Below are 21,602 nucleotides of genomic sequence, written 5' to 3' on the forward strand. Positions count from 1 at the left end.
TTTTATCACTTAATAAAAGATTTAATGATGAGTATACAAGTTGAATTTATTCCTAAGATTCAGGTAAAGAATCTCTTTTTTAGCCTTGTTGCAAGTATGGTTTTGCTTTCTTCTTGTGGTACCGAACCCAAAGAGGAAGCTGTAGAAACAGAGGAGGTAACACCTCCAACTAGGTTGGATGTTGTAACGCTGGATATGGATTTTCAAGCTGTGGATACCATTCCTTCTGGATGGGTCACCTGGCGATACCAAAATCGTTCACCTCAACCTCATTTTATCCTAATTGACGATCCACTTGATAGTATTACGGTTGATGAATTCAGGGAGGAGTTATTGCCTCCTTTCGGCGAAGGAATAAAGAAGATGTATGAAGGAAAGAACGAAGAAGCCATGGAGGCATTTGGTAAAATTCCTGCTTGGTATGCGGGTACCACCTGGCCAGGAGGAGTTGGACTGACTTCGCCAGGAATGACTTCAGAAACTACTCTTAAACTTGAGCCAGGATTCTATATCATGGAGTGTTATGTGAAAATGAAAGATGGGATGTTCCATACCAACATGGGAATGTATAAAACATTAATTGTATCTGAGGAAAAGTCACCTTTAGCGGAGCCAACTCCAGATTTCACAATTGATATTTCTAGTGAAAATGGAATTGTATTTGAAAGTCCTGAAAAAGCCGGTACCTATACATTTCAAGTAAATTATATAGACCAGAAGAAATATGAGCACTTTCAGGGTCATGATGTGAACTTGGTTAGAATAGACGATTCTGGAGATTTGGCAGCGATTGAAACCTGGATGAATTGGTTAAACTTGGATGGTCTAATTGATCCTGTTCCAGAGGGCTTCACGTTTCTAGGTGGAGTAAATGATATGCCTACAGGGAGTACTGGTTATTTTAATGCTACGCTCGAACCAGGTAAGTATGCTTTGATTTCAGAAGTTCCGGATGCATCTAATAGGAACTTGCTTAAAACATTTGAAATTATGCCTTAAATCAAAAATAGCGAAGCCCTAACATTGCTCACTTTGCGGTTAGTTTTACACGGTTTAGTAAGGTCCGGCAGGTTTTTTATCCATTGAGCCCCTCCTCAGCCGAACCAAATCAATGGAATGGCTTTAGCATAGGCTTTGTATAATAAAAGGGTGTTTAAATAAAATAGTTATGAAAGATGAAACCAACAGTCTTGTTCAAGGAATTAAAAGAGTTACAGATTACTCTGAAGGCCTCACCTCTTTATTAGCGGGTACCTATGTTTTATCCCTTGCATTGATCAAAGGAAATGTGGCTTTAAGGATTGCATTGGGGGTAGCAGGAGGATATTTGATTTTGAGAAGTGGAAGTAAACTGCACTCCTTAGGTAAAGAAACCAAGGTTATTGATTAATCTACTTAAGGATTCGTAGTAAGATGTAGAGTCGATTTTTTGTGAAGCCAAGATATTGATTCTTAGTAGATAAGTAGGATTTAGTTTGAAAATCGGTAAATTCCGGGATGGATTCTCCTCCGAGAATTTTTTCTAAACCTAAAAAACCTATTTATGATGAAAAAGAATTATTTATTCCTGTCGGTGCTATTGCTTTTTGCTTTTTCTAACTCCCATGCACAGTCAGGAAGTGAGGCGATTAAAGAAGATTTTAAGCCCTCCTCAAAGAACCAACCCGGAAAAGATTATCCTCAAGTCAATTCACAAGGCTATGCCCGATTTAGAATCGAAGCCCCAGAAGCAGAAACTGTCCATGTTAGCTTAGGTTTGGGAGGTCGAGGCGGTACAAAACTTACTAAAGATTCCGATGGAGTTTGGTGGGGAACTACTGAAGGGCCTATGGATGAGGGATTTCATTATTACCACTTGACCATTGATGGAGGAACATTCAATGATCCAGGAGCATTGAATTATTATGGCTCTACCCGTTGGGAAAGTGGGATAGAAATTCCTGCACATGACCAAGAGTTTTATGCTTTGAAAAATGTTCCGCATGGAAATGTACAACAAGTACTTTTTCCCTCTCCAAGTACATCCTCTGTTAAGAGGGCCTTTGTTTATACTCCTCCAGGGTATGCTGAAAATTCTACCACACGTTATCCGGTCCTGTATTTACAGCATGGTTGGGGAGAAGATGAAACCGCTTGGAGTAATCAAGGGCATGCCAATCTAATTATGGATAATATGATTGCAAATGGTGAAATTGATCCTTTTATCATAGTGATGACCTATGGGATGACCAATGAGATAAAATTTGGTGGATTGAGGGATTTTAAAATTGAACCCTTTCAGACAGTCTTGGTGGACGAGTTGATTCCTTTTATTGATTCGAATTTTAGGACCTTGTCCAATAAGGATAACCGTGCGATGGCAGGGTTATCGATGGGTGGAATGGAAACACATTCCATTACCCTCAATAGACCAGAAGTATTTTCTTACTATGGATTGCTTAGTGGTGGAGTTTATAGTCCAGAAGAAATCAAAGAGGATGCAGGTGTCAAAATGATATTTATTAGTTGCGGAAGCAAAGAAAACCCTGATAGAGTTAAAACTTCGGTAAATGCTCTAAAAGAAGCTGGGTATCATGCTGTTTCCTATGTTTCTGAAGGCACTGCACATGAATTTCAAACCTGGAGAAGAAGTTTACATGAAATGGCTCCACTACTTTTTAAATAAAAGAAAAATCAATCATTGAATAGCTGGGTTTAATTCTAGCTACCATTTCATGGGGAGGGATTTAAATCTTTAAAGATGAATCCCTCTCTTTTTTTTTAGCCTGGGTTAGAGGAAGCAAAGAATGAGGAGCCACTTAACCTCAATTAAAGATTCATTGGCAAAATTTTCTTCCGGTGAATGACTTTTTATTTTAGATCATTAAAATGTTTTACTAGGTTCAGGTCATTCAGCAGAATGAATCATTGACCACCAAACACTGAACTTTATGAACTATAGAAACTGGATACTCTTTTCTATTTTAATGATCAGCGTCTTTGCTCTACAGGCACAGGATAAGAAGCCTATTCAGCTTAGCGATCTCACCAAGATAGTCTCTGTTTCCAATCCCGAAATCACGCCTGATGGACAGCAAGTGTTATTTGTTAAGAATTACATGGAAGCCGAAAAGGATGGAAAATTTGACTATAAACGTCAACTGATTTTGATGAATTTGAATCATCCAGAGTTGACGAAAGTGTTGAATAGCCCAACGTATGAAATCAGCAATTTTACCCTGTCACCTGACGGAAAGAAATTGGCATTCACAAAGTCTTGGGAAGGAAAATCCCAGATATGGGTATTACCCATGGATGGGGGTGAGTCTCAAGTGTTGACCGATGAAAAAGATGGAGCTTCTTCTCCAGTTTGGTCTCCAGATGGAAGTAAAATTCTGTTTTCTTTCTCCGTTCCTCTTTGGGCCATGGAAGGCACTCCTCCTTGGGAGAATCCTCGGCCAGGTAGAAGCTATGGTGATGAACCCAACTATGAAGCCATTAATGCAGGTAAAGCGAAGGAAGATCTGAAACCCAACATGGATGGTTCGGTCGAAGAGCTTAGAGCTTGGTTAGCAAAAAATGCGGCTAAAAATGATCCTAGAGTTATTGATCGGCTCAATTTCCTAGGAGAGCGGGGACTGTCTACAGATATTAGTTTCCGGCACTTGGGAGTATATGATTTGAAAACAGGTACTTCTGAAACGTTGACTTCGGGTTATCAAAGTTTCGGTGCTGCAGCGTGGGCACCCGATGGAAGCTATGTCTTGGCAACCAGTGTTGAAAGTGATCAGCACCCAGACTTGAACCGTGAACTTAATTCATCGATTTATAGAATTAACCTTGCAGATCATGCTGTAAGTAAATTGATTGGTTCGGATGATTACCGATATAATGGAGCGACTTTTTCTCCAGATGGCAAATGGATAATGATTTCTGGACAGAAAACAGATGAGGATCGCAATTTCAACCAAAGTCTTATTGGAGTTGCAAAGCCAGATGGATCAGGTATCAAATGGTTAACAGAGTCCTTGGACAGGAGAGTGGGAGGAGCTAAATGGTCTGATGATAGTAGATCAATTTATTTTGCAGGAGCCAACAAAGGCGGTGTCACCTTATACAAAGCTGAAGTGAGCAATGGCAAGGTAAGCCCGATCATTACTGGACCAGTTGGGGTAGGGGATTTCGATATCCAAGGCAGTCAATTGGTGTATTCTTTGACACAGGTTTCTAATCCAAATGAGTTGTATAAGGCTGACCTCAACGGTAAAAGTGCACAGCAACTTACTCAATACAATGAGGCTTGGCTAGCTGATCGTTGGATTTCCCAACCAAAAGCACATCAGTTCAGCCATGATGGTTTCGAGGTGGATTACTGGGTGATGCCACCTTATGGGTTGAAGGAAGGTAATAAGTACCCTACACTTTTAGAAATGCACGGTGGGCCTACTGCCATGTGGGGACCAGGAGAATCTAGCATGTGGCATGAGTTTCAAGTATTGGCTGGAAAGGGGTATGGAATTGTATATGCCAACCCACGTGGAAGTGGAGGCTATGGAAAAGAATTCCAAAAAGGGAATTATAAGGATTGGGGAGATGGACCCGCCAAAGATGTATTGACTGCCTTGGATAAAGCAGGAGAAGCATACGAATGGATCAATGAAGATCAACTGGTATTGACCGGTGGATCTTATGCTGGTTATTTGACTGCTTGGATCGTTGGACATGATCACCGATTCAAAGCTGCAGTGACCCAAAGGGGCGTCTACGAACTGACATTCTTTATGGGGGAAGGGAATGCTTGGAGGTTAGTTCCTAATTATTTTGGATATCCCTGGGAAGAAGGCGCCAAAGAGATTTTAGATTATAATAGCCCTCAAACTTATGTCCAGAACATTGAAACTCCTTTGTTGATTTTTCATGGGGATAATGACCTGAGAACAGGTGTTCGTCAATCTGAATTGCTTTATAAGAGTTTGAAGATTATGGATAAGCCAGTAGAGTATATCCGATATCCTAGAGAAGGGCATGAATTGTCAAGATCAGGAGAGATCAATCATCGATTTGATCGAATCGGAAGAATTGTTGAGTTTTTTGAGCGATATGTGACACATCCAAATTAGGCTTAGCAGGATCATTCCAAAGGCCCTCCAATCTGAAAGACTGGAGGGCCTTTTATGATGCGCTATTAATTAATACTACTGGAGGATGTTTGCTTTTTAATCATTAACCAAAATTCAGGTAGATCGGTTTGTACTACATTGGCTCCATTGGAAATCAGGTCCAAAGCATATTTAACCTGTGGATCTTTGGCAAGCTTCTGATCCAATTCTCCCAAGGAATTAATCCAAGTTCTAAATCCGTATTTTTTAGCCAACCCATTGACCTCTTTCGTATTGAAGTTTGGATCAATGTGTATGATTACGGGATCTAGTTTTTTATAGGCTTTTTTCACCTGCTGCTTTTTATAGGTTCTAGGCATTAGATAGGCATCAGGGTATTGAGATTTAATTTCCTGTAAAACCTTCCAATCTGAATCAAAAAAGATCACCTCATCAAACATGTCCAGCTCCTTCACTACTGCCAGGACTGCATTGATGTTGGAAGTTTTCAAATCCAGGTCAACCATGATTTTTCCTTTTGAAAGGTGGAGAGCTTCCTTCAAGGTAGGGACTTGCTGGCTTGTTTCCTCTCCATTATAAAGTAGTCTTACTTGGTCAATATCCTTACTAGTTAGGATTTCAATATCTCCTATCCCTGTAGTAGTTCGGTTAATTGTCTGGTCATGCATTAGGAAAACCTCGCCATCAGCAGTGACTCTTACATCAATCTCAATGATATCTACCCCTAAATCAATAGCTTCTTGAATAGCGTTCAAACTATTTTCAGGATGGGTTGAATGTGCTGCTCTGTGTGCTGCAATCAAAAGTTCATTGGAATGTAATAATCGATCACGAATATGTTCGACTTGCGCTGAACCGGTGAAACTAAAGATGAGATTTCCCAGCAGAAATAGGCCAATTTTCAAAAGTTGGGAGGTGGATTGGAATTGAATTTTCATTTAGAATTAAATCGTTCTGGGGTATTAGGTATATTATTGATTAGTAGTTTGTTGCCTTCTGTATCCTTTTGAATTTCAAAAGAATCATACAGTTCACCCAAGGCGGTATAGGCTTTAAATCTTAAGGTATTTCCTTTTACCTGAATCCATTGGTATAACTGAGTGTTTGACGCTTTTCTTACCATCCATGGATCATCTTTTACTTTATACATTTTCGGTCCAGCAATCGAGACGACATATACAGGTCCTTGATTGTAATCAAGTTCCTCGTTTTCGTAAAACCCTTGCCCCCTTGCATAGGCATGATCATGGCCTTGAATAGCCAAATCCACCTTAAATTCCTGTAAAACAGGTCTGATATAGTCGATCATCTTGTCGTGATACCTATCTGCGGCACTGGCATATACTGGATAATGGAAGGTGACAACCGTCCATTTTCTTGGATTATTAGTTAAAACCCCTCTTAGCCAATCCATTTGTGCCTGCCTGTATGTAGGGGATTCATCGATCTGTTCCCCATCAAGGGAAATGATTTTCAACTCTGGAAAATTGATTTCATAGGTGGTTTCTTCCAGTCCTTTAGGGCCATTACGAGGAAGGTTAAATTGCGCGTTCCAATGTGGGGTAAGTGTGGCAGGATTTTTTGAAAACTCATGATTCCCTGGAGTCATCATAGACGGAATGCTGGCATGAATCCATTGCCCTGCTTCAAACCAGCCTCCCCATTCAAAATCTGCACTTTCATGATTGATAAGATCTCCTGCATAAACGATGAAGTCCATTTTTGGAAGGTTGATAATAGCTTTCCTGATCACTCTGCTAAACATGGATACAACGTCATTTTGAGCATCTCCAAAATAGAGGAAGTTGACCTCTTGGTCATCTTCCGGAATATCAAATTGAAACCATTCACTCCAATAATCTTCCTGACCTACCCGATAAACATAAGTTTTTCCGGGTTCAAGGCCTTCTAGTTTTACTTGGTGATATTTGGCATAGGTGATAGGTTCTTCATCTTGTTGGGAAATGAGTATTTCTGTAGCCGCATCTAGTAGATGCGTAGAATCCTTGAATTCAGGACCAGCCGTAGCTAGCGTAAATTCCAAATAGGAATGAGTGACTGTGGTGTCTGTTCGCCAATTGACACCGATCTTTGAAAAGGGATCCTCTGTTAGGTTCAAAATGATTCGATCCGGTTTCTTTCTGGGTTGGTATTGTAAGTTGGGATCTGCAGGTGGGAGTTGTTGAGATAAGAGTAAGTTAGATGTAAATAAGAACACCCAGGAAAAAATAAATTCTTTAAAAAGGGAATGCATGAGTTGATTTGGATTTTTTTCAAATGATTTGGATCATTTCATTCAAGATTACTTTGTTTATAAGACCTCTAAATCCTGTATTCGGGCTAGCAGAAGTGATTTTATTTTGATTCTTAAAAAGTAGAGAGTTAAATAGAAATGGATTCCAGGGAGATAGAAAGGTTGGTTATAAAATAAAAAAGGTTCACTTAAAGCGAACCTTTTTTAATCATGGTTTGACTTTGATTCAAAACTTATTCTTCCTCATCTTCCACAACAATGTCCATGGCAGCTTCTGCCCATTCCATAATTAATTGTCGTTGGGATGCATCTAATTTTGCTTCAGAATGTAAGGTTAAATAAATAGGAAGTGGCATATGTTCTTCTTCTACCTCCGATATGATATCATCCAAAATTGCCAATTGATCCATCATTTCAATCTCTTCCCAATTGGAAAAATTGACTTCTTCTCTGCCTTCTCGAGCATCTTTGGCAACTAACCAAGAACTTGGAGCTACATAAGAATACCAGGGATACGCTGGAGTATTACTATGGCAATCATAGCATGCGGTCTTTAAAAGAGTAGCTACTTCACCCTCCACTAATCCGGAACCCATCAGGTCTGCAGGATTATCAGTATTGATGGGGGGAAGCTCATTAGGAATAAATTGAATGGCGATTAGAATAATTGCCAATCCGAGTAATAGCTTTTGCCAAAGCCTCATTTATTCTCCTTTTTTCTTTTTACCAGTACTCCACTCCAACAAAATAGCTTTTTCCTCATCTGATAATTTTCCCTCAGGCTTGTTCTCTAAGAATTTTTCTGGAGGCATCGCACTTTCAGTCAACACTTCATTTATTTTTGACATGGTAGCTAGTTGTTTTGACTTTTTAGAGGCTTCGAACTCATCCCAATCCAACTTTTTCTTACCTTTTTCATTTCTGGATTCAGCGTTGTGACATCCATAGCATTTGGATTCTACTACTGCTTTGACATCAGCCGGCAACTTTGGGCCATCCATACTTAATTCATCGTGGGTTTCGATGGTGGGTTTTTGGATGGCTTGGAAAAATAAGAGCCCTACAACAAAGGCAGCAGGAAGGAGTAAAGATGATTTTTTCATAGTAAAAGGGTTAATAAATGATTGTTTTGTGTTAATACGTCAAAAAGATACATTAGGGTTGTAATCACAAGATAAAAGATAGAAAAAATTGTAAAAAGTATTTTTTAAATAATTTTCTAATGGTAATTATTTGTTCCCATCGGGACCACCAAGCCACTTTTTAAATGAATTGACACGGTCTCTACTTACAATAATCTCATCTGTGTAAGAAAAATCCGGATTGATTTTTAACCGACTACTGGAATAAACCAATACATCTTTAATACTGGTCAGATTGATCAAATAACTTCTATTGACTCTGAAAAACTGGGCTGGATCTAACAGTTCCTCCAGCCCCTCCAGAGTATAATCGGTGATTAGTTTTCTACCATCTTCCCGGATCAGGTAGGTGTTTCTTCCTTCCGCAAAGAAAAGTTTGATAGCTGAAGTGGAAACAATATGGATGTGCTCACCAATCTTCACCATAAAGCGTTCTTTATAAGCTGGTTTGGAAAGCTCTTTCCAAACTTCCTGATTAATTGGAGTCTGATTGGAAGTGTCTCTTAACTGTCTATACTTATCCAAGCTTGCTGCAAAAGAAACATAGCGGATAGGTTTGACTAAATAATCAATTCCATTAGCCTGAAAGGCTTCTAAAGCATATTGGCTATGTGCAGTGATGAAGATGACCGGTTTAAAGAATCCAACTTGATCTAAGGCTTGAAACGAAAGCCCATCCTCTAAATGCACATCTACCAATAAAAGGTCAGCCTGCTTGCCTAGGGTTTGAAGTAAAGGAACAGCATCTTTTACAGATTTGGCGATTCCAATAATTTCCGATTCCGGATCATATTGCTTTAAAAAATGCTTGATTTTTTCAAGGGCGGGAATTTCATCCTCAATTACCAATACTTTCATCGGTTTTTATAGTTGGGTGGAATGAAGCTTTATTGATGCTATCAGAGGTTTCTGAATAAGGTAGCTCCATAGGTACACAAATGGAATACATAGAATTATCAGTCCAACTTAAACCTTGATTTAACCATCCATTTTGCTGCTTGATACTATTCATGGTTTCTACCAATTGATCCCCATATTTTAGGGAAAATTGTTTTGGAAAAGAGAGATGCAAGCAGTTTTTCTTGATTTCAAGTTGGATTTCCAATGGGCAGTTGGGGGAGGAAAGCTGGGAATAGGAAATGGCCTCCAAGATTTTAGTTAGGGTTCTAGGTACTAATAAGTAATTTTTATCCTCCTTGGGAAGAGAGAGATGGATATGTTTTGAATTGAATTGATTCAGAAAAATTTTCACATTTTCCATAGCCATTAATTCCTCGTGCAAAGGGACCAATTCTTCTTGATTTCTTAATGAATGCCTGTAGATCTCCGATAAAAGTAGGATGCCCTCCTCAGCTTCTTCTTTTCTTTCTTCTTTGATTCTAAGTAAAATGGATTCCAGACTTAGTAATAAAAAATTTGGATTAAGCATGAATTGAAACTGGTTTTTGCTCCTTTCCAATTCCTCCTTTTCCTGGAGCTCAGATTCCAGGTCTTTTTCAAATTTCTTATGAATCCAATAGAAACCTAAAAAATGTCCTTGGTACATCAATGTGACAAATAAAAATACTCCATTGAATATGCTTAATTCAGTTAGGTAAACCATGGGGTCAGCCATGTTTTCAAACCAATAAAAGTAAGCCATTAATAATAAACTAATGCTTAAGAAAGTGGTTATTATAGAACTGAAAATCAATTGAATAATATGTTTGTAAAAATGAGTTGTTTTGGTGTTTCGTCTTTCAAAAAACAATAAGATCAATCGATTTAACTCCAATAATACAAAGCTTGAAAACACACAAAACAGGAGTTCTCTGGAAAAGAAATCCTCTTTGATATTCGCCACTGAATCAAAGGCTAAAAGGATAGCCAAATAAGTTAATGTTCCCACCAATAAGGGAAGGATCATTCGATAAACTGGTTTTATTTCAAAGACAGGACTCATGCCTTCGTGGTTTTTTGTTTGATATAAGGTAAGCAGACAAAAAAGAATCCTTCCGATTGATAAATTGTCGGGGAGGAATGACCATGATAATCATATCGCTCCTTCAAATTTTGCAATCCTACTCCATTGGATTTAACATTCAAGGGCTTTTGGGTGATGGTATTGGCAACGGCAATTTTTTCGTGATCTGCGGTGATAATGATTTTCACAGGATTTTCCAGACTTGCCACATTGTGCTTTAACGCATTTTCTACCAAAAGCTGAATACCTAGAGCCGGGAGCAGCTGGGTATTGAATTCTGGTTTGATCTTCTTTTCAAGTATAACTTTATCTCCGTACCTCACTTGCATCAAATGCATGTAATTATCAATGATTTCAATTTCTCTTGCCAAAGTATTCAAAGGTTGGATTCCATGCTGCATCAGGTTTGAGAAATTAAATGCCAATTTCCGGATGAATTCTTCTACTTTTTCAGGCTGAGTGGAGATCAAAAGGGAAGCACTATTTAAAGTATTAAACAGGAAATGAGGGGTCAATTGTGACCTTAGAAGTGTAAACTGTAGCTCTTCTTTTTTTCTAGTATCCCGCATTCCTTGAATGGTTTCTTTAGAAAATCGGGCAAAGGCAAACCAGCTGTAATCAATCCATGTCAATGCCAAAGAAACAATCAAACCTACGATTCCTCCTTTTAAGGTCATGGTATTATCTGGAAATGTGGAATCTTCCTCTACTACTTGGGTCATCAGGAACTCCAAGAGGTAAGAAAAGAGGGTAATACTTCCTCCTATCAAAAAAACAATTAAAACAGATCGGGTCACATGCCCTTTATCCCAAGGTTGAAGTTTAGATATGGATAAATATCCGAAGCTGATGATCAAACTGGCCAACACTACCAGGACTATAAAAAGTGCCATAGTCCAGGAAACCGTGCTTAGGGAGTAGATCAGGCCTCTATTATACAATAAATAGAGGCCTATACTACCCGTGAGGAAAAAAGCGAGTATAAATGAGATGGATTTTTCCATGGAATAGTGGTAGTCAACTAATTAGTTGGATGAAGACTACTTGGTATAAGTTACAAAACCTTAGGATATCATCGGGATGCACATCTTAAAACTTCTCCTAAGAAATGATCAGAATCAATGGTGTCTACCGCTGTTTTTCTGATTTGAGTTTTCACTTTTTCAGTTCCTTGCTTCTGGCAAATGTATTTGAGTACTTCGGCTTTGAAATGATCACTATCAATTTCATCTGAGCCTAAAACTACCAGAATCGCTCGATCATCATTCATGTTTCCTGTTTGTATGATGTATTTTAACACCTCACTTTTGAAGTGGTCTGAATCGATGTTAGGAACCACTTCATTGACCATGAATTGTAATTCCTGATCATTGAGCTTACTGAAATCTATGGTTTTTGCGATTTCACTTTTAAAATGATCACTGTCGACCATATTGATAATTTCCACTGTTTTTTGGCCTTGACCTTGGATACTATTTTTGGAGAAAATTGGTTTCAATAGTTCAGCTTTAAAATGATCTGAATCGATTGACTCTACTGCTCGGGTCAACTGATTGATATCACCGAAATAGCTCGGGTCAATTTGTTTGAAAACTTCTGTTTGATAATGGTCAGAGTCAATCTGGGAAATGGTTTTGTCTATGACTGCGGAAGTCTCACTTGCACTAAGATTTTTATCCAATAACAGTTGGAAATAATGCGCTTTGATGTAATCACTTTCCATTTGATCCGTCAAATTTAAGACAGATTTTGCACCACCTTTTGCATAAAGACGGTTAACCCGGTCTACCGAGCCAATGGTCGTACTGTTTAATAATTCAGGAAGAATTTCCGCTAACCAAGCTTTGCCATTCGGTTCAAATGGCTTTTGAGAACCTCCCTCTCGGTATTCATAATCCAAGCCACTGCCTGAGCTGCTGATAAATAAGGACCGGGAGTTTCCAAAAGTGGTTTTTTGAATTTTTAAATAACCTCCTCTGGAGATAGAACTGATGGATTTCTCATCACTTCCGATTGAGATATCCCCATTAAATTCAATGTTGAGTTTCTGTTTGTTATTCTCAGTAACAAACTTGGAAGAAGATCGGGTGGTAGTACTGATCCTCGTTTGAGCATAGCTGTTGGACACTGTGAATAGAAAGCAGACGTAAAAAAGTAAGAAAGTCTGCCGAGAGATCATTGATGACTTCATATGGATTGGTTTTTATTTTTCATGATACAAATATGGCTTGGATCAACTTTCTGAGAAACTGAAAGGGAATGAATGGGTGAATGTCTGTATTGAATCGTAGATCTCCTGTATTAAATGAGGAATTCGGGGTAGGAGAAGTTTCCTGCTTATCCCTAATTAGGACCACCATCAGGAAGTTTTCTGAAAGGAGAAAGGTAAAAGTTCAAAATGGAATTTTATGGGTTAAATAGTTTCTGGTGCTTTTATGTAACACTATTGTTTTATGATTAATAGTAGAATGAGCAGGAAAAAGGATAGTATTGTTTTAAGATTTGTTTGGCGCGAATTGAACAATTTTAAGAGTGGGCTTTAGACAATTTTCTTTGCTAGTCTACATCGACTTTTTGATTTTTTAAACCCTGGAATTAGAATACTATTGTACAAAATATAATTTGGTTTTCGGATTCTAATTGTACTTTTTATAGATAACATTCAAAACTCTATATTTCATATAATTTCGATCAAATTCATATTATTTAACCCTTTAGTTTGATTTGGTGAATGCTTCGTTTACAATGAGTAGATAGATAAGAATGGCTTTGAGGGGTGCTTTAAAATGCTGTAAATCAGTGTATAAACATGCATTTTTGAAGAGGAGTGATTGTTTTCATGTTTGACAGGGTATTGGTCCTAGCTCCTTGGAATAGAATTTTTTATATATAAATATTTATCATTAAGCTATTGAAATTTTTTAAATAAATTAGATGTATGTACATTTAAAATAAATAATTTTATTGGACTTTAAGTGATTTGATAGTGATGTTAAATATATTTTAATTTATTGGAGTTAGGTATATTTATCTATACTCTTAGATAATATATTAGATTCTTGATGGTAATTATAATTGAAATTAATTAATTGTTTATACAAACGAATAATAATTAGTTTCATTTTATCCGTATCCAGTAAATGAAGTTTATAAAAAAAATGATGCAAAAGTATAAATGACTTGATTAAAGGGTATTACTAAAAAATAAATGTTCTAATGATATAGATGAACTATTAAATATGTGAATTTCTTTAATTTGTTAATAATTAATTCCCATTATGAAAATTTCCAGATGATGATTTAAGCCTCCTTTTTCCTGACTTTTTCTTAGGGTCAGATACTTTTTCTCAGCCGTTCGAACAAAACCTAGATGAGTATAAAATCATCATGAATTAATCTGTTGTAATATGGCGCTAAAAATATGAAAAAAATTGTATTTAAATAATATAAATGTCTATAATAATACAATTATTTAGGATATGTTTATTTTATTTCTTTATATCCAAATTAACAGATTAAATAAGGGGGGGGATTAATTCTAAGTATTCATTCTTAATTCCATCTAACTATTGGTAATTCAATAATTGAAATATTTTGATGAATGGGCTTTTAAAATGTTGAAATTTAAAGTCAATTTTTGCCCGTAATAGATTGAAAAATTCTCATTTAGTCTGAAAATCAGAGGTGTATAGGGCAAAAAATGAAGAAAATTAAAAATCTTTTAAAAAATTTTTTAAGATGTTTTTCCTCAAAAACCTGTTACAAATGGCATTTTTCTAACTAACAAATGATATTTAAATAGTAAAAAATATTTTATATAATTTTTGAATAAATGTCTTATATAATTTTTTTTATCAATGATACTTGCGTCTGATTATCAAGTGTTTTAATATTGTGAGGTTATTATGCAAGTAAAGTAGCCCGAGTGATTGATTGTTAAAAATTTAATTACTGTTTTATACTTTCAAAAAACATATTAACGATTGTAAGAGTTTAGAATATCATTCATTTCTATTGCTTAAGTATTGATTTGAGATATATAGTAATGTTTTGATATAGATCAAGTTTGATGTCACCCATCGATCTGGCCTTCTAAATATCTTGCATGACTTGATTTCCTAATGTTAGGTCACACTAACTAGTTAGGACCATGGATATTGAATCAATTAAATATCGCCCATATATCACCCTTAAAAAATGTTTCATTAAAACTTAGCCAAACAGCGTAAGCAAATCATTCAAAAATTAAAGTAGCAAAAGGAGGGATTTTCCCTCAGAGGAAAGCTACGTCTAATTGAAATAAGGATTTAGTTTGTAAAAAAATATAAACTATCTCATGGGAAAGTATTGTCTAATTCCAAGATGAGCTTACTAAAAAATTCTGTTTTATGATGGTTGGGAATTGATGATTTCAAATAAGGGAGGGCAGCGAAAGTATCAGTCTTATTCTATTTCAATAGCTAATAACAATGCTTTACACCAGCCTAATTCCTTCGAAATCAAAACTAATTGGGATTTTCTTCTCAATAGTTTTAGTTGCGGTATTGACCGTTCCAGGTTTCGCAACCGATTATTATTTCTCTTCTGTATCAGGAGATGATAGTAGATCTGCTATAGAAGCTCAAAATCCTTCTACACCTTGGAAGTCAATTGAAAAGTTGAATTCTTTTGGTGCCAATTTAAAGGGAGGAGACAGGATTTTATTTAAATCCGGTGAGACATTTTATGGTGCGATCCATATTATTAAATCTGGTTCTACCGGAGCTCCCCTTCAATTTACTTCCTATGGAACCGGTCCTAAGCCGATCATTACTTCCTTGGTTAAGATTGACCAGTGGAATTCAGTGGGTAATGGTAATTACCAAGCGGATTTGAGTGGCTACAATTTGTCAAGAGTACAAATCTTGTTATTGAATGGGCAGCTACAAGAAATTGGAAGGTACCCTAATGCTGGTTCTAGTAATGGTGGCTATGCAACCATTGCTTCGAGCAGCGGAAGTAATTTTATCACTACTCAGGGAAGTAATCCCTACAGCGGATCAACTGGTGAAGTGGTGATTCGAAAAAACAACTGGATTATCGATAGACACCAAATCAGTTCTATTAGCGGAACCTCCATTTCCTTTGCTACTAACGAGAGCGTCTATGATGCAAAGGCAGGTCACGGATATTTCTTGCAAAACCATATTTCCCTATTAGATCAACCTGGGGAATGGTCTTATGATCCAAGCACCAAAAAGTTAACCGTTAATCTTTCGGGTTATTCCCTGCCATCCGTTGAAATAGCTGTGGCCACTAAAGACTATTTAATTACCAACCAACAGTACACTACAAATTTAACTTTTTCAAACCTTCATTTAAAAGGGGCCAATACCAATTTGATACATGTTTTAAAAAGTGATCATGTAACCATCGAGAATTGTGACTTGGAATATGCAGGGGAAAATGGAATTAACTCCAACTCAATTCCAAATTATATCATTCAAAATAATAGGATTAACGCATCATTGAATAATGGGATTTTCATCCTTTATGGCTCACCAGGAGCCATCATCAGAAATAATGTGATCACCAATACCATGCAATTTCAAGGTATGGGAAGAAGTAGTGACTTGAATGGAATTGGTATTTACCTGGGAAGCGATGGTAACAACTCCCTAATTGAGAAGAATACCATAGATCATGTAGGATACAATGGAATCCACTTCGGTGGGAATTATACCGTGGTAAAAAACAATTTTGTCAATGATTTTTGTGTATTCAAGCAAGATGGAGGCGGGATTTATACCAACTCAGATGGTTTCCGAGATCGAAATAATATTGGTAGGGAAATCGTTGGCAATATCATTCTAAATGGAAAAGGTAGCAAATTAGGGACTTTGGAAGAAGTTGAATTGGCAGAGGGAATCTATTTAGATGACAATAGTGCAGGGATCAAAGTAGCAAACAATACGGTGGCTTTCGTCAGCGGGAAAGGGATATTTTTGCATAATGCAAATAATATAGAGATTACCAATAACCTATTTTATAAAGCTAAAAGCCAAGTTCAATTCACTCATGATTTTTTAGGGGATCCTATTCGAAATGTGAGTATTTCAAATAATAAATTCTCTTCCATTGAACAATCTGAAAAAGTTTATGCTGTTTATTCGGACCTTGACGACATCACTTCTGTAGGAACCATTAATTCCAATTATTTTCTCGATCCCTATAACATTGACTTTTTTATCCATACCAAAACTGCAAGTGAGGGAAGTAAAGGAGTGGATAGAAACTTAAAAAACTGGAGTTCAAATTTTGGACATGATTCTAATTCCACAAAGCCGGATTTAAATCTTCCAACCTATGAAGTCACTTCTTCTAACCTTGTAAAGCAAAGTGAGTTCAATGATGCTTCAGTAATTGCTGGTATTTATTCTGCCAATGGTAAGATTGTATCAAATGGAATTAGTGGTAATTCCTATGTAATCAATCCGAATTCTACCAATCAAGCTACCGTATATATTCAGTTTGGCCAGATTCAAGTGAGTGATGATATCTTGGTTGAATTCGATTTGAAAAGCCCAAAGGCAGATACACCTATTGAATTGTTTTTGGAAGGCACCTATAATCTAGATAAAGGAGCAGGGAATAAAATCGTAGCTACCAAAACAGAGGCTACCACTTACCAAGTGCTACTTTCTTCATTAGCAGCCCGTTCCAATGAGAGTTTGGTCTTGAGAATTCCTAGCAATGCCATTGATGTTTACTTGGACAATCTAAAAATCTCCAAAGTAAAAACTTCTCCAATTGATAAGGGGCAGCAAATATTTTTCGAGTATAACTATAGTGAATCCATGGTTCAGGTTCCTTTGGATGGAACGTATGTGGATGCAAAGAATGAGACCTTTTCAGGTTCAGTTTCAATCCCTGCTTTTGGGTCTGTTTTGCTAGCAAAAGTTTCTACTGATGCACCTGAACAAGTAAACCAAGCTCCAAGTGTAATTTTAACTCAGCCAGCTAATGGTCAGGTTTTCACTTTGGGAACAGATCAAGTTCAATTGATAGCCAATGCCCAAGATCCTGAAGGAGAAATCAAAAGTGTAGAATTTTATAGTAACGGACAGTTAATTTCTACCATCACAGAAGCTCCCTATACTTTTGATTGGACGACCATTACGGCTGGCAGTTACGAGGTCTATGCCAAAGTTTTTGATTTGGGAGGATTAAATGCCAGCTCGGAAGTCGTCAAGTTTACGGTAGAGGCAGCTAATCAAGCACCTACTATTTCTTTGACTCAACCAAGCAATAATCAGGTATTTACTTTGGGATTAGATGCAGTTCAGTTGGTGGCCAATGCACAGGATCCGGAAGGAGAAATCAAAAGTGTGGAGTTTTATAGCAATGGTCAGCTGATATCCACAGTAACTACTGCTCCCTATTCGTATGATTGGTCTACGATTACCGCTGGAAGCTACGTGGTGTATGCCAAAGTATTTGACTTACAAGGATTAAGTGCCACTTCGGAAAAAATAAATTTTGCAGTGGAAGGGGTGAACGAAGCTCCCAGTATTTCTTTGACTCAACCGATTAATAATCAGATTTTTACTTTGGGTGCTGAAGCAGTTCAATTAGTTGCCAATGCTCAAGACCCAGAGGGGGAAATTAAAAACGTGGAGTTTTATAGCAATGGGCAATTAATTTCCTCAATAACTTCTGCTCCCTACACCTATGATTGGTCAACTATTACTACTGGTACCTATCAGGTATATGCTAAAGTCTTTGACTTAGGAGGTTTAAGTGCCACTTCTGAAATTATCAAGTTTTCTGTAGAAGCAACCAACCAAGCTCCTTCAGTTTCTTTGACTCAACCTAATAATAATCAGGTATTTACTTTAGGTAAGGATGCAGTTCAATTGGTGGCCAATGCCCAGGATCCAGAAGGAGAAATCAACAGTGTGGAGTTTTACAGTAATGGTCAGCTGATTTCAACGGTCACTACGGCTCCCTATACCTATGATTGGTCAACCATTACCGCTGGAACTTATCAGGTATATGCCAAAGTTTTTGACTTGGAAGGATTAAATGCTATTTCTGAAACAGTCACTTTTTCTGTGGAATTGGCCAATGAAGCACCAAGTATTTCCTTGACTCAGCCAATCAATAATCAGGTGTTTACATTGGGATCTGATGCGGTTCAACTAGTTGCCAATGCTCAAGATCCGGAAGGCGAAATCAAATCTGTGGAATTTTACAGCAATGGAAAGTTACTGACAAGTGTAAGTAAGGCTCCTTTCGTGTATGATTGGTCCACGATTACCACAGGAACTTACCGAGTATCTGCGAAAGTCATTGATATGGGGGGGCTTACTGCGAACTCTGAAACTATCAATTTTACGGTGGAATCTTCCGGAGCAAAACAAGATCCAAGTATCATTTTGACTCAACCTTACCACAATCAGGTATTTGAATTTGGAAAGGAAAAAGTTCAATTGGTTGCGAACCCAAATGAATCCGTAGGGAAAATCAATAATGTGGAGTTTTATAGCAATGGGCAGTTGCTAGGGAAGGATTCCAAGTCTCCCTATGTTTACAATTGGTCATCTATTGACGTAGGAGCTTATGAAGTTTACGCCAAAGTCAACTATCGTGGTAATATCAATAGTGGTGTTTCCGAAACGATCAATTTTAGTGTTGAGGTGGCAAACCAGGCTCCAAGCATTACTTTGAAAAACCCTAACAATAATCAAGTATTTGTTGAAGGAAAGGACTTAGTACAGTTTGAGGCCCTTGCAAGTGATCCAGAAGGGGAGGTCAAAACTGTGGAGTTTTATAGTAATAACCAATTGCTTTCAAGGGTATCATCTGCACCTTATATATATAACTGGTCTGGTATTGAGGCGGGAAATTATTCAGTGCATGCTGTCGTGATTGACCAAGCTGATTTGATAGGGACTTCTGAAACCATTGACTTTACTGTTGAAGCTCAGGTAAGTTTACCTCAGTTTAATGGACTTATGGTGTCACCATCCCAAAATGCAGTGTTTCAGCTAGGTGATGAGCCTGTAATTTTGAATACCAATGCCGCATCTTCTGGGCTTGAAATACAAAAAGTAGAATACTCGAACTGGGGCATGCCAATCGCTACAGTTTCAAGTGCTCCTTTTGACTTTACTTGGAGTTCTATTGAAGCCGGAGATTTTAATGTATCTGCTATTATTACAGATATTCAGGGAAATACCTATGCTACTGATCAAGTATTCTTTACAGTGGAAGCGCCTGCCAATTTAGCTCCTGAACCAGATCCGTTGACGGTTTCCATGGCACAACCATTGGCGGATCAAGTGTTTACTTTAGGTCAAGATGTAGTAAACCTTCAGGTATCCATCTCCGATCCAAGCAATGTGTCCAGCGTTCAATACTTCAACTGGGGTAATGCATTGGTAACAACCACTGCTCAGCCATTTGATTTCACATGGAGTTCCATAGAAGCTGGAGACTATAAGGTCTCTGCTGTAGTGACTGATTTGCAGGGTACTACTAATACTACTGAGGAAGTATTCTTCAGCGTAACCGAGCCAGCTCCACAAGCGGAACCATTGACTGTTTCCATGGCACAACCTTTGGCAGATCAGCTGTTTACTTTAGGTCAGGATGTGGTAAACCTACAAGTCTCTATCTCTGATCCAAGTAATGTGACCAGCGTTCAATTCTTCAACTGGGGCTATCCTTTGGTATCTACCACGGCTCAGCCATTTGACTTCACATGGAGTTCCATTGAAGCTGGAGACTATAAAGTGTCTGCAATAGTGACTGATTTGCAGGGCACAACATATACTACTGAGGAAGTATTCTTTAGTGTAACCGAACCAGCTCCACAACCGGAACCATTGACTGTTTCCATGGCACAACCATTGGCAGATCAGGTTTTTGTATTGGGACAAGATGTAGTAAACCTACAAGTCTCTATCTCTGATCCAAGCAATGTGACCAGCGTTCAATTCTTCAACTGGGGCTATCCTTTGGTATCTACCACGGCTCAGCCATTTGACTTCACATGGAGTTCCATAGAAGCTGGAGACTATAAGGTGTCTGCAATAGTGACTGATTTGCAGGGCACCACTTATACTACTGAGGAAGTATTCTTTAGTGTAACTGAACCAGATCCACAACCGGTACCATTGACTGTTTCCATGGCACAACCATTGGCAGATCAGGTTTTTGTATTGGGACAAGATGTAGTAAACCTACAAGTCTCTATCTCTGATCCAAGCAATGTGACCAGCGTTCAATTCTTCAACTGGGGCTATCCTTTGGTATCTACCACGGCTCAGCCGTTTGACTTCACATGGAGCCAAATAGAAGCAGGTGAGTATAGCGTTTATGCTGAAGTCACTGATTTAGCTGGAAATATTACCAGTACAGAAACTGTAAGATTTACTGTGAGTGAATCAAATGATACCAGTGAGGTTCCAACAGAGCCTACAAGTTTGGTGATGACTCAACCTTACGAAGGACAAGTGTTTGAGCTTGGAAACCAATTAGTCACTTTGAAAGCTGTGGCAAATGGAGATGTGAGCAATGTCCAGTTCTTCAATTGGTATCTACCATTGGTGAATGTAAATGATCCAAGTCTGGAGTTTGACTGGACTAAGATTGAGGTAGGAAATTACCTGGTCTATGCTCAAATCACTGATTCCAAAGGAAATGTGATTGAATCTGAACCAGTAGGATTCCAAGTGATTGATCCAAGTCTCAAAGTAACAGAAGGTTCTGTTTCTGAAAATGGAGCAATGACCGAGATTCAAATGAATCCAACTGACTTGGAGACCAAAGAAATCCAAAAGGCAGAGGAAATTACTCCTTCTAATTATGGAATTAAAATGGGGCCAAACCCTGCCGATTCTTTCTTGAGAATATTCTTTGACGATTATCCTTCCAATTTGGATGTTCAAATGTCCATTGTTGATATGACAGGGGATGTTCAATTGACAGAAAAAGGCAATACCAATGATGGAGTGATGGAACTGGATGTAAATGCCATTCGACCTGGAGTCTATGTCGTCAAAATCAACGTTGGTGACAAATATGTTCAGACCAAAAAGCTCATCATTATCTAATGAAAGAAAAAATATCACCCACATACCAACCTAACAGCTTTAAAG

The 21,602-nt window shown here is 37.8% G+C and carries 13 protein-coding genes; 5 read left to right on the plus strand and 8 right to left on the minus strand.

Annotated elements, in window-relative coordinates:
* Positions 1 to 24 precede the first annotated feature (24 nt).
* The 4 genes from BUR11_RS06520 to BUR11_RS06535 all read left to right on the plus strand — a co-directional run bounded on the left by BUR11_RS06520 (position 25) and on the right by BUR11_RS06535 (position 5,099).
* On the plus strand, positions 25 to 999 hold the full coding sequence (locus BUR11_RS06520; protein WP_143185863.1) for a hypothetical protein: 975 nt from the start codon (positions 25 to 27) through the stop codon (positions 997 to 999).
* A 169-nt stretch (positions 1,000 to 1,168) separates the two neighbouring features.
* Complete coding sequence (locus BUR11_RS06525) at positions 1,169 to 1,390, plus strand: hypothetical protein (RefSeq protein WP_074223972.1); 222 nt, start codon at positions 1,169 to 1,171, stop codon at positions 1,388 to 1,390.
* Positions 1,391 to 1,546: 156 nt separating this feature from the next.
* The gene (locus tag BUR11_RS06530) at positions 1,547 to 2,665 is read left to right on the plus strand and encodes an alpha/beta hydrolase-fold protein (protein WP_074225150.1); all 1,119 of its coding nucleotides are present in this window, start codon (positions 1,547 to 1,549) and stop codon (positions 2,663 to 2,665) included.
* Between the two features lie 265 nt (positions 2,666 to 2,930).
* On the plus strand, positions 2,931 to 5,099 hold the full coding sequence (locus BUR11_RS06535; protein ID WP_074223973.1) for a S9 family peptidase: 2,169 nt from the start codon (positions 2,931 to 2,933) through the stop codon (positions 5,097 to 5,099).
* A gap of 65 nt (positions 5,100 to 5,164) precedes the next feature.
* On the opposite strand, the gene BUR11_RS06540 is transcribed toward BUR11_RS06535, so the two are convergent.
* The 8 genes from BUR11_RS06540 to BUR11_RS06575 form a co-directional block, all read right to left on the minus strand.
* Complete coding sequence (locus BUR11_RS06540) at positions 5,165 to 6,037, minus strand: glycerophosphodiester phosphodiesterase family protein (RefSeq protein WP_074223974.1); 873 nt, start codon at positions 6,035 to 6,037, stop codon at positions 5,165 to 5,167.
* Positions 6,034 to 7,353: a purple acid phosphatase family protein gene (locus BUR11_RS06545; protein WP_074223975.1), complete on the minus strand. Its 1,320-nt coding sequence runs from the start codon at positions 7,351 to 7,353 to the stop codon at positions 6,034 to 6,036. Before BUR11_RS06545 ends, BUR11_RS06540 begins: the two co-directional genes overlap by 4 nt.
* A gap of 233 nt (positions 7,354 to 7,586) precedes the next feature.
* Positions 7,587 to 8,057, minus strand: a complete 471-nt coding sequence (locus BUR11_RS06550) for a heme-binding domain-containing protein (protein ID WP_074223976.1) — start codon at positions 8,055 to 8,057, stop codon at positions 7,587 to 7,589.
* Complete coding sequence (locus BUR11_RS06555; RefSeq protein ID WP_074223977.1) at positions 8,058 to 8,456, minus strand: heme-binding domain-containing protein; 399 nt, start codon at positions 8,454 to 8,456, stop codon at positions 8,058 to 8,060. It abuts the gene before it with no gap.
* A gap of 126 nt (positions 8,457 to 8,582) precedes the next feature.
* Positions 8,583 to 9,353: a LytR/AlgR family response regulator transcription factor gene (locus BUR11_RS06560; RefSeq protein ID WP_074223978.1), complete on the minus strand. Its 771-nt coding sequence runs from the start codon at positions 9,351 to 9,353 to the stop codon at positions 8,583 to 8,585.
* Positions 9,334 to 10,437 carry a histidine kinase gene (locus BUR11_RS06565; protein ID WP_074223979.1) on the minus strand — a complete coding sequence of 368 codons (1,104 nt, stop codon included), beginning with the start codon at positions 10,435 to 10,437 and terminating at the stop codon, positions 9,334 to 9,336. Before BUR11_RS06565 ends, BUR11_RS06560 begins: the two co-directional genes overlap by 20 nt.
* Entirely contained in the window at positions 10,434 to 11,462 is a 1,029-nt protein-coding gene (locus tag BUR11_RS06570) for a sensor histidine kinase (protein ID WP_084560880.1), read from the minus strand. Before BUR11_RS06570 ends, BUR11_RS06565 begins: the two co-directional genes overlap by 4 nt.
* Positions 11,463 to 11,530: 68 nt before the next feature.
* Positions 11,531 to 12,649, minus strand: coding sequence for a hypothetical protein (locus tag BUR11_RS06575; protein ID WP_143185864.1), 1,119 nt, complete (start codon positions 12,647 to 12,649; stop codon positions 11,531 to 11,533).
* Positions 12,650 to 14,927: 2,278 nt separating this feature from the next.
* On the opposite strand from BUR11_RS06575, the gene BUR11_RS06580 reads away from it, so the two are divergent.
* Positions 14,928 to 21,557: an Ig-like domain-containing protein gene (locus BUR11_RS06580; RefSeq protein ID WP_074223982.1), complete on the plus strand. Its 6,630-nt coding sequence runs from the start codon at positions 14,928 to 14,930 to the stop codon at positions 21,555 to 21,557.
* Positions 21,558 to 21,602: the final 45 nt, after the last annotated feature.

It is taken from the genome of Algoriphagus halophilus (assembly GCF_900129785.1).
GTDB classification, from domain to species: domain Bacteria; phylum Bacteroidota; class Bacteroidia; order Cytophagales; family Cyclobacteriaceae; genus Algoriphagus; species Algoriphagus halophilus.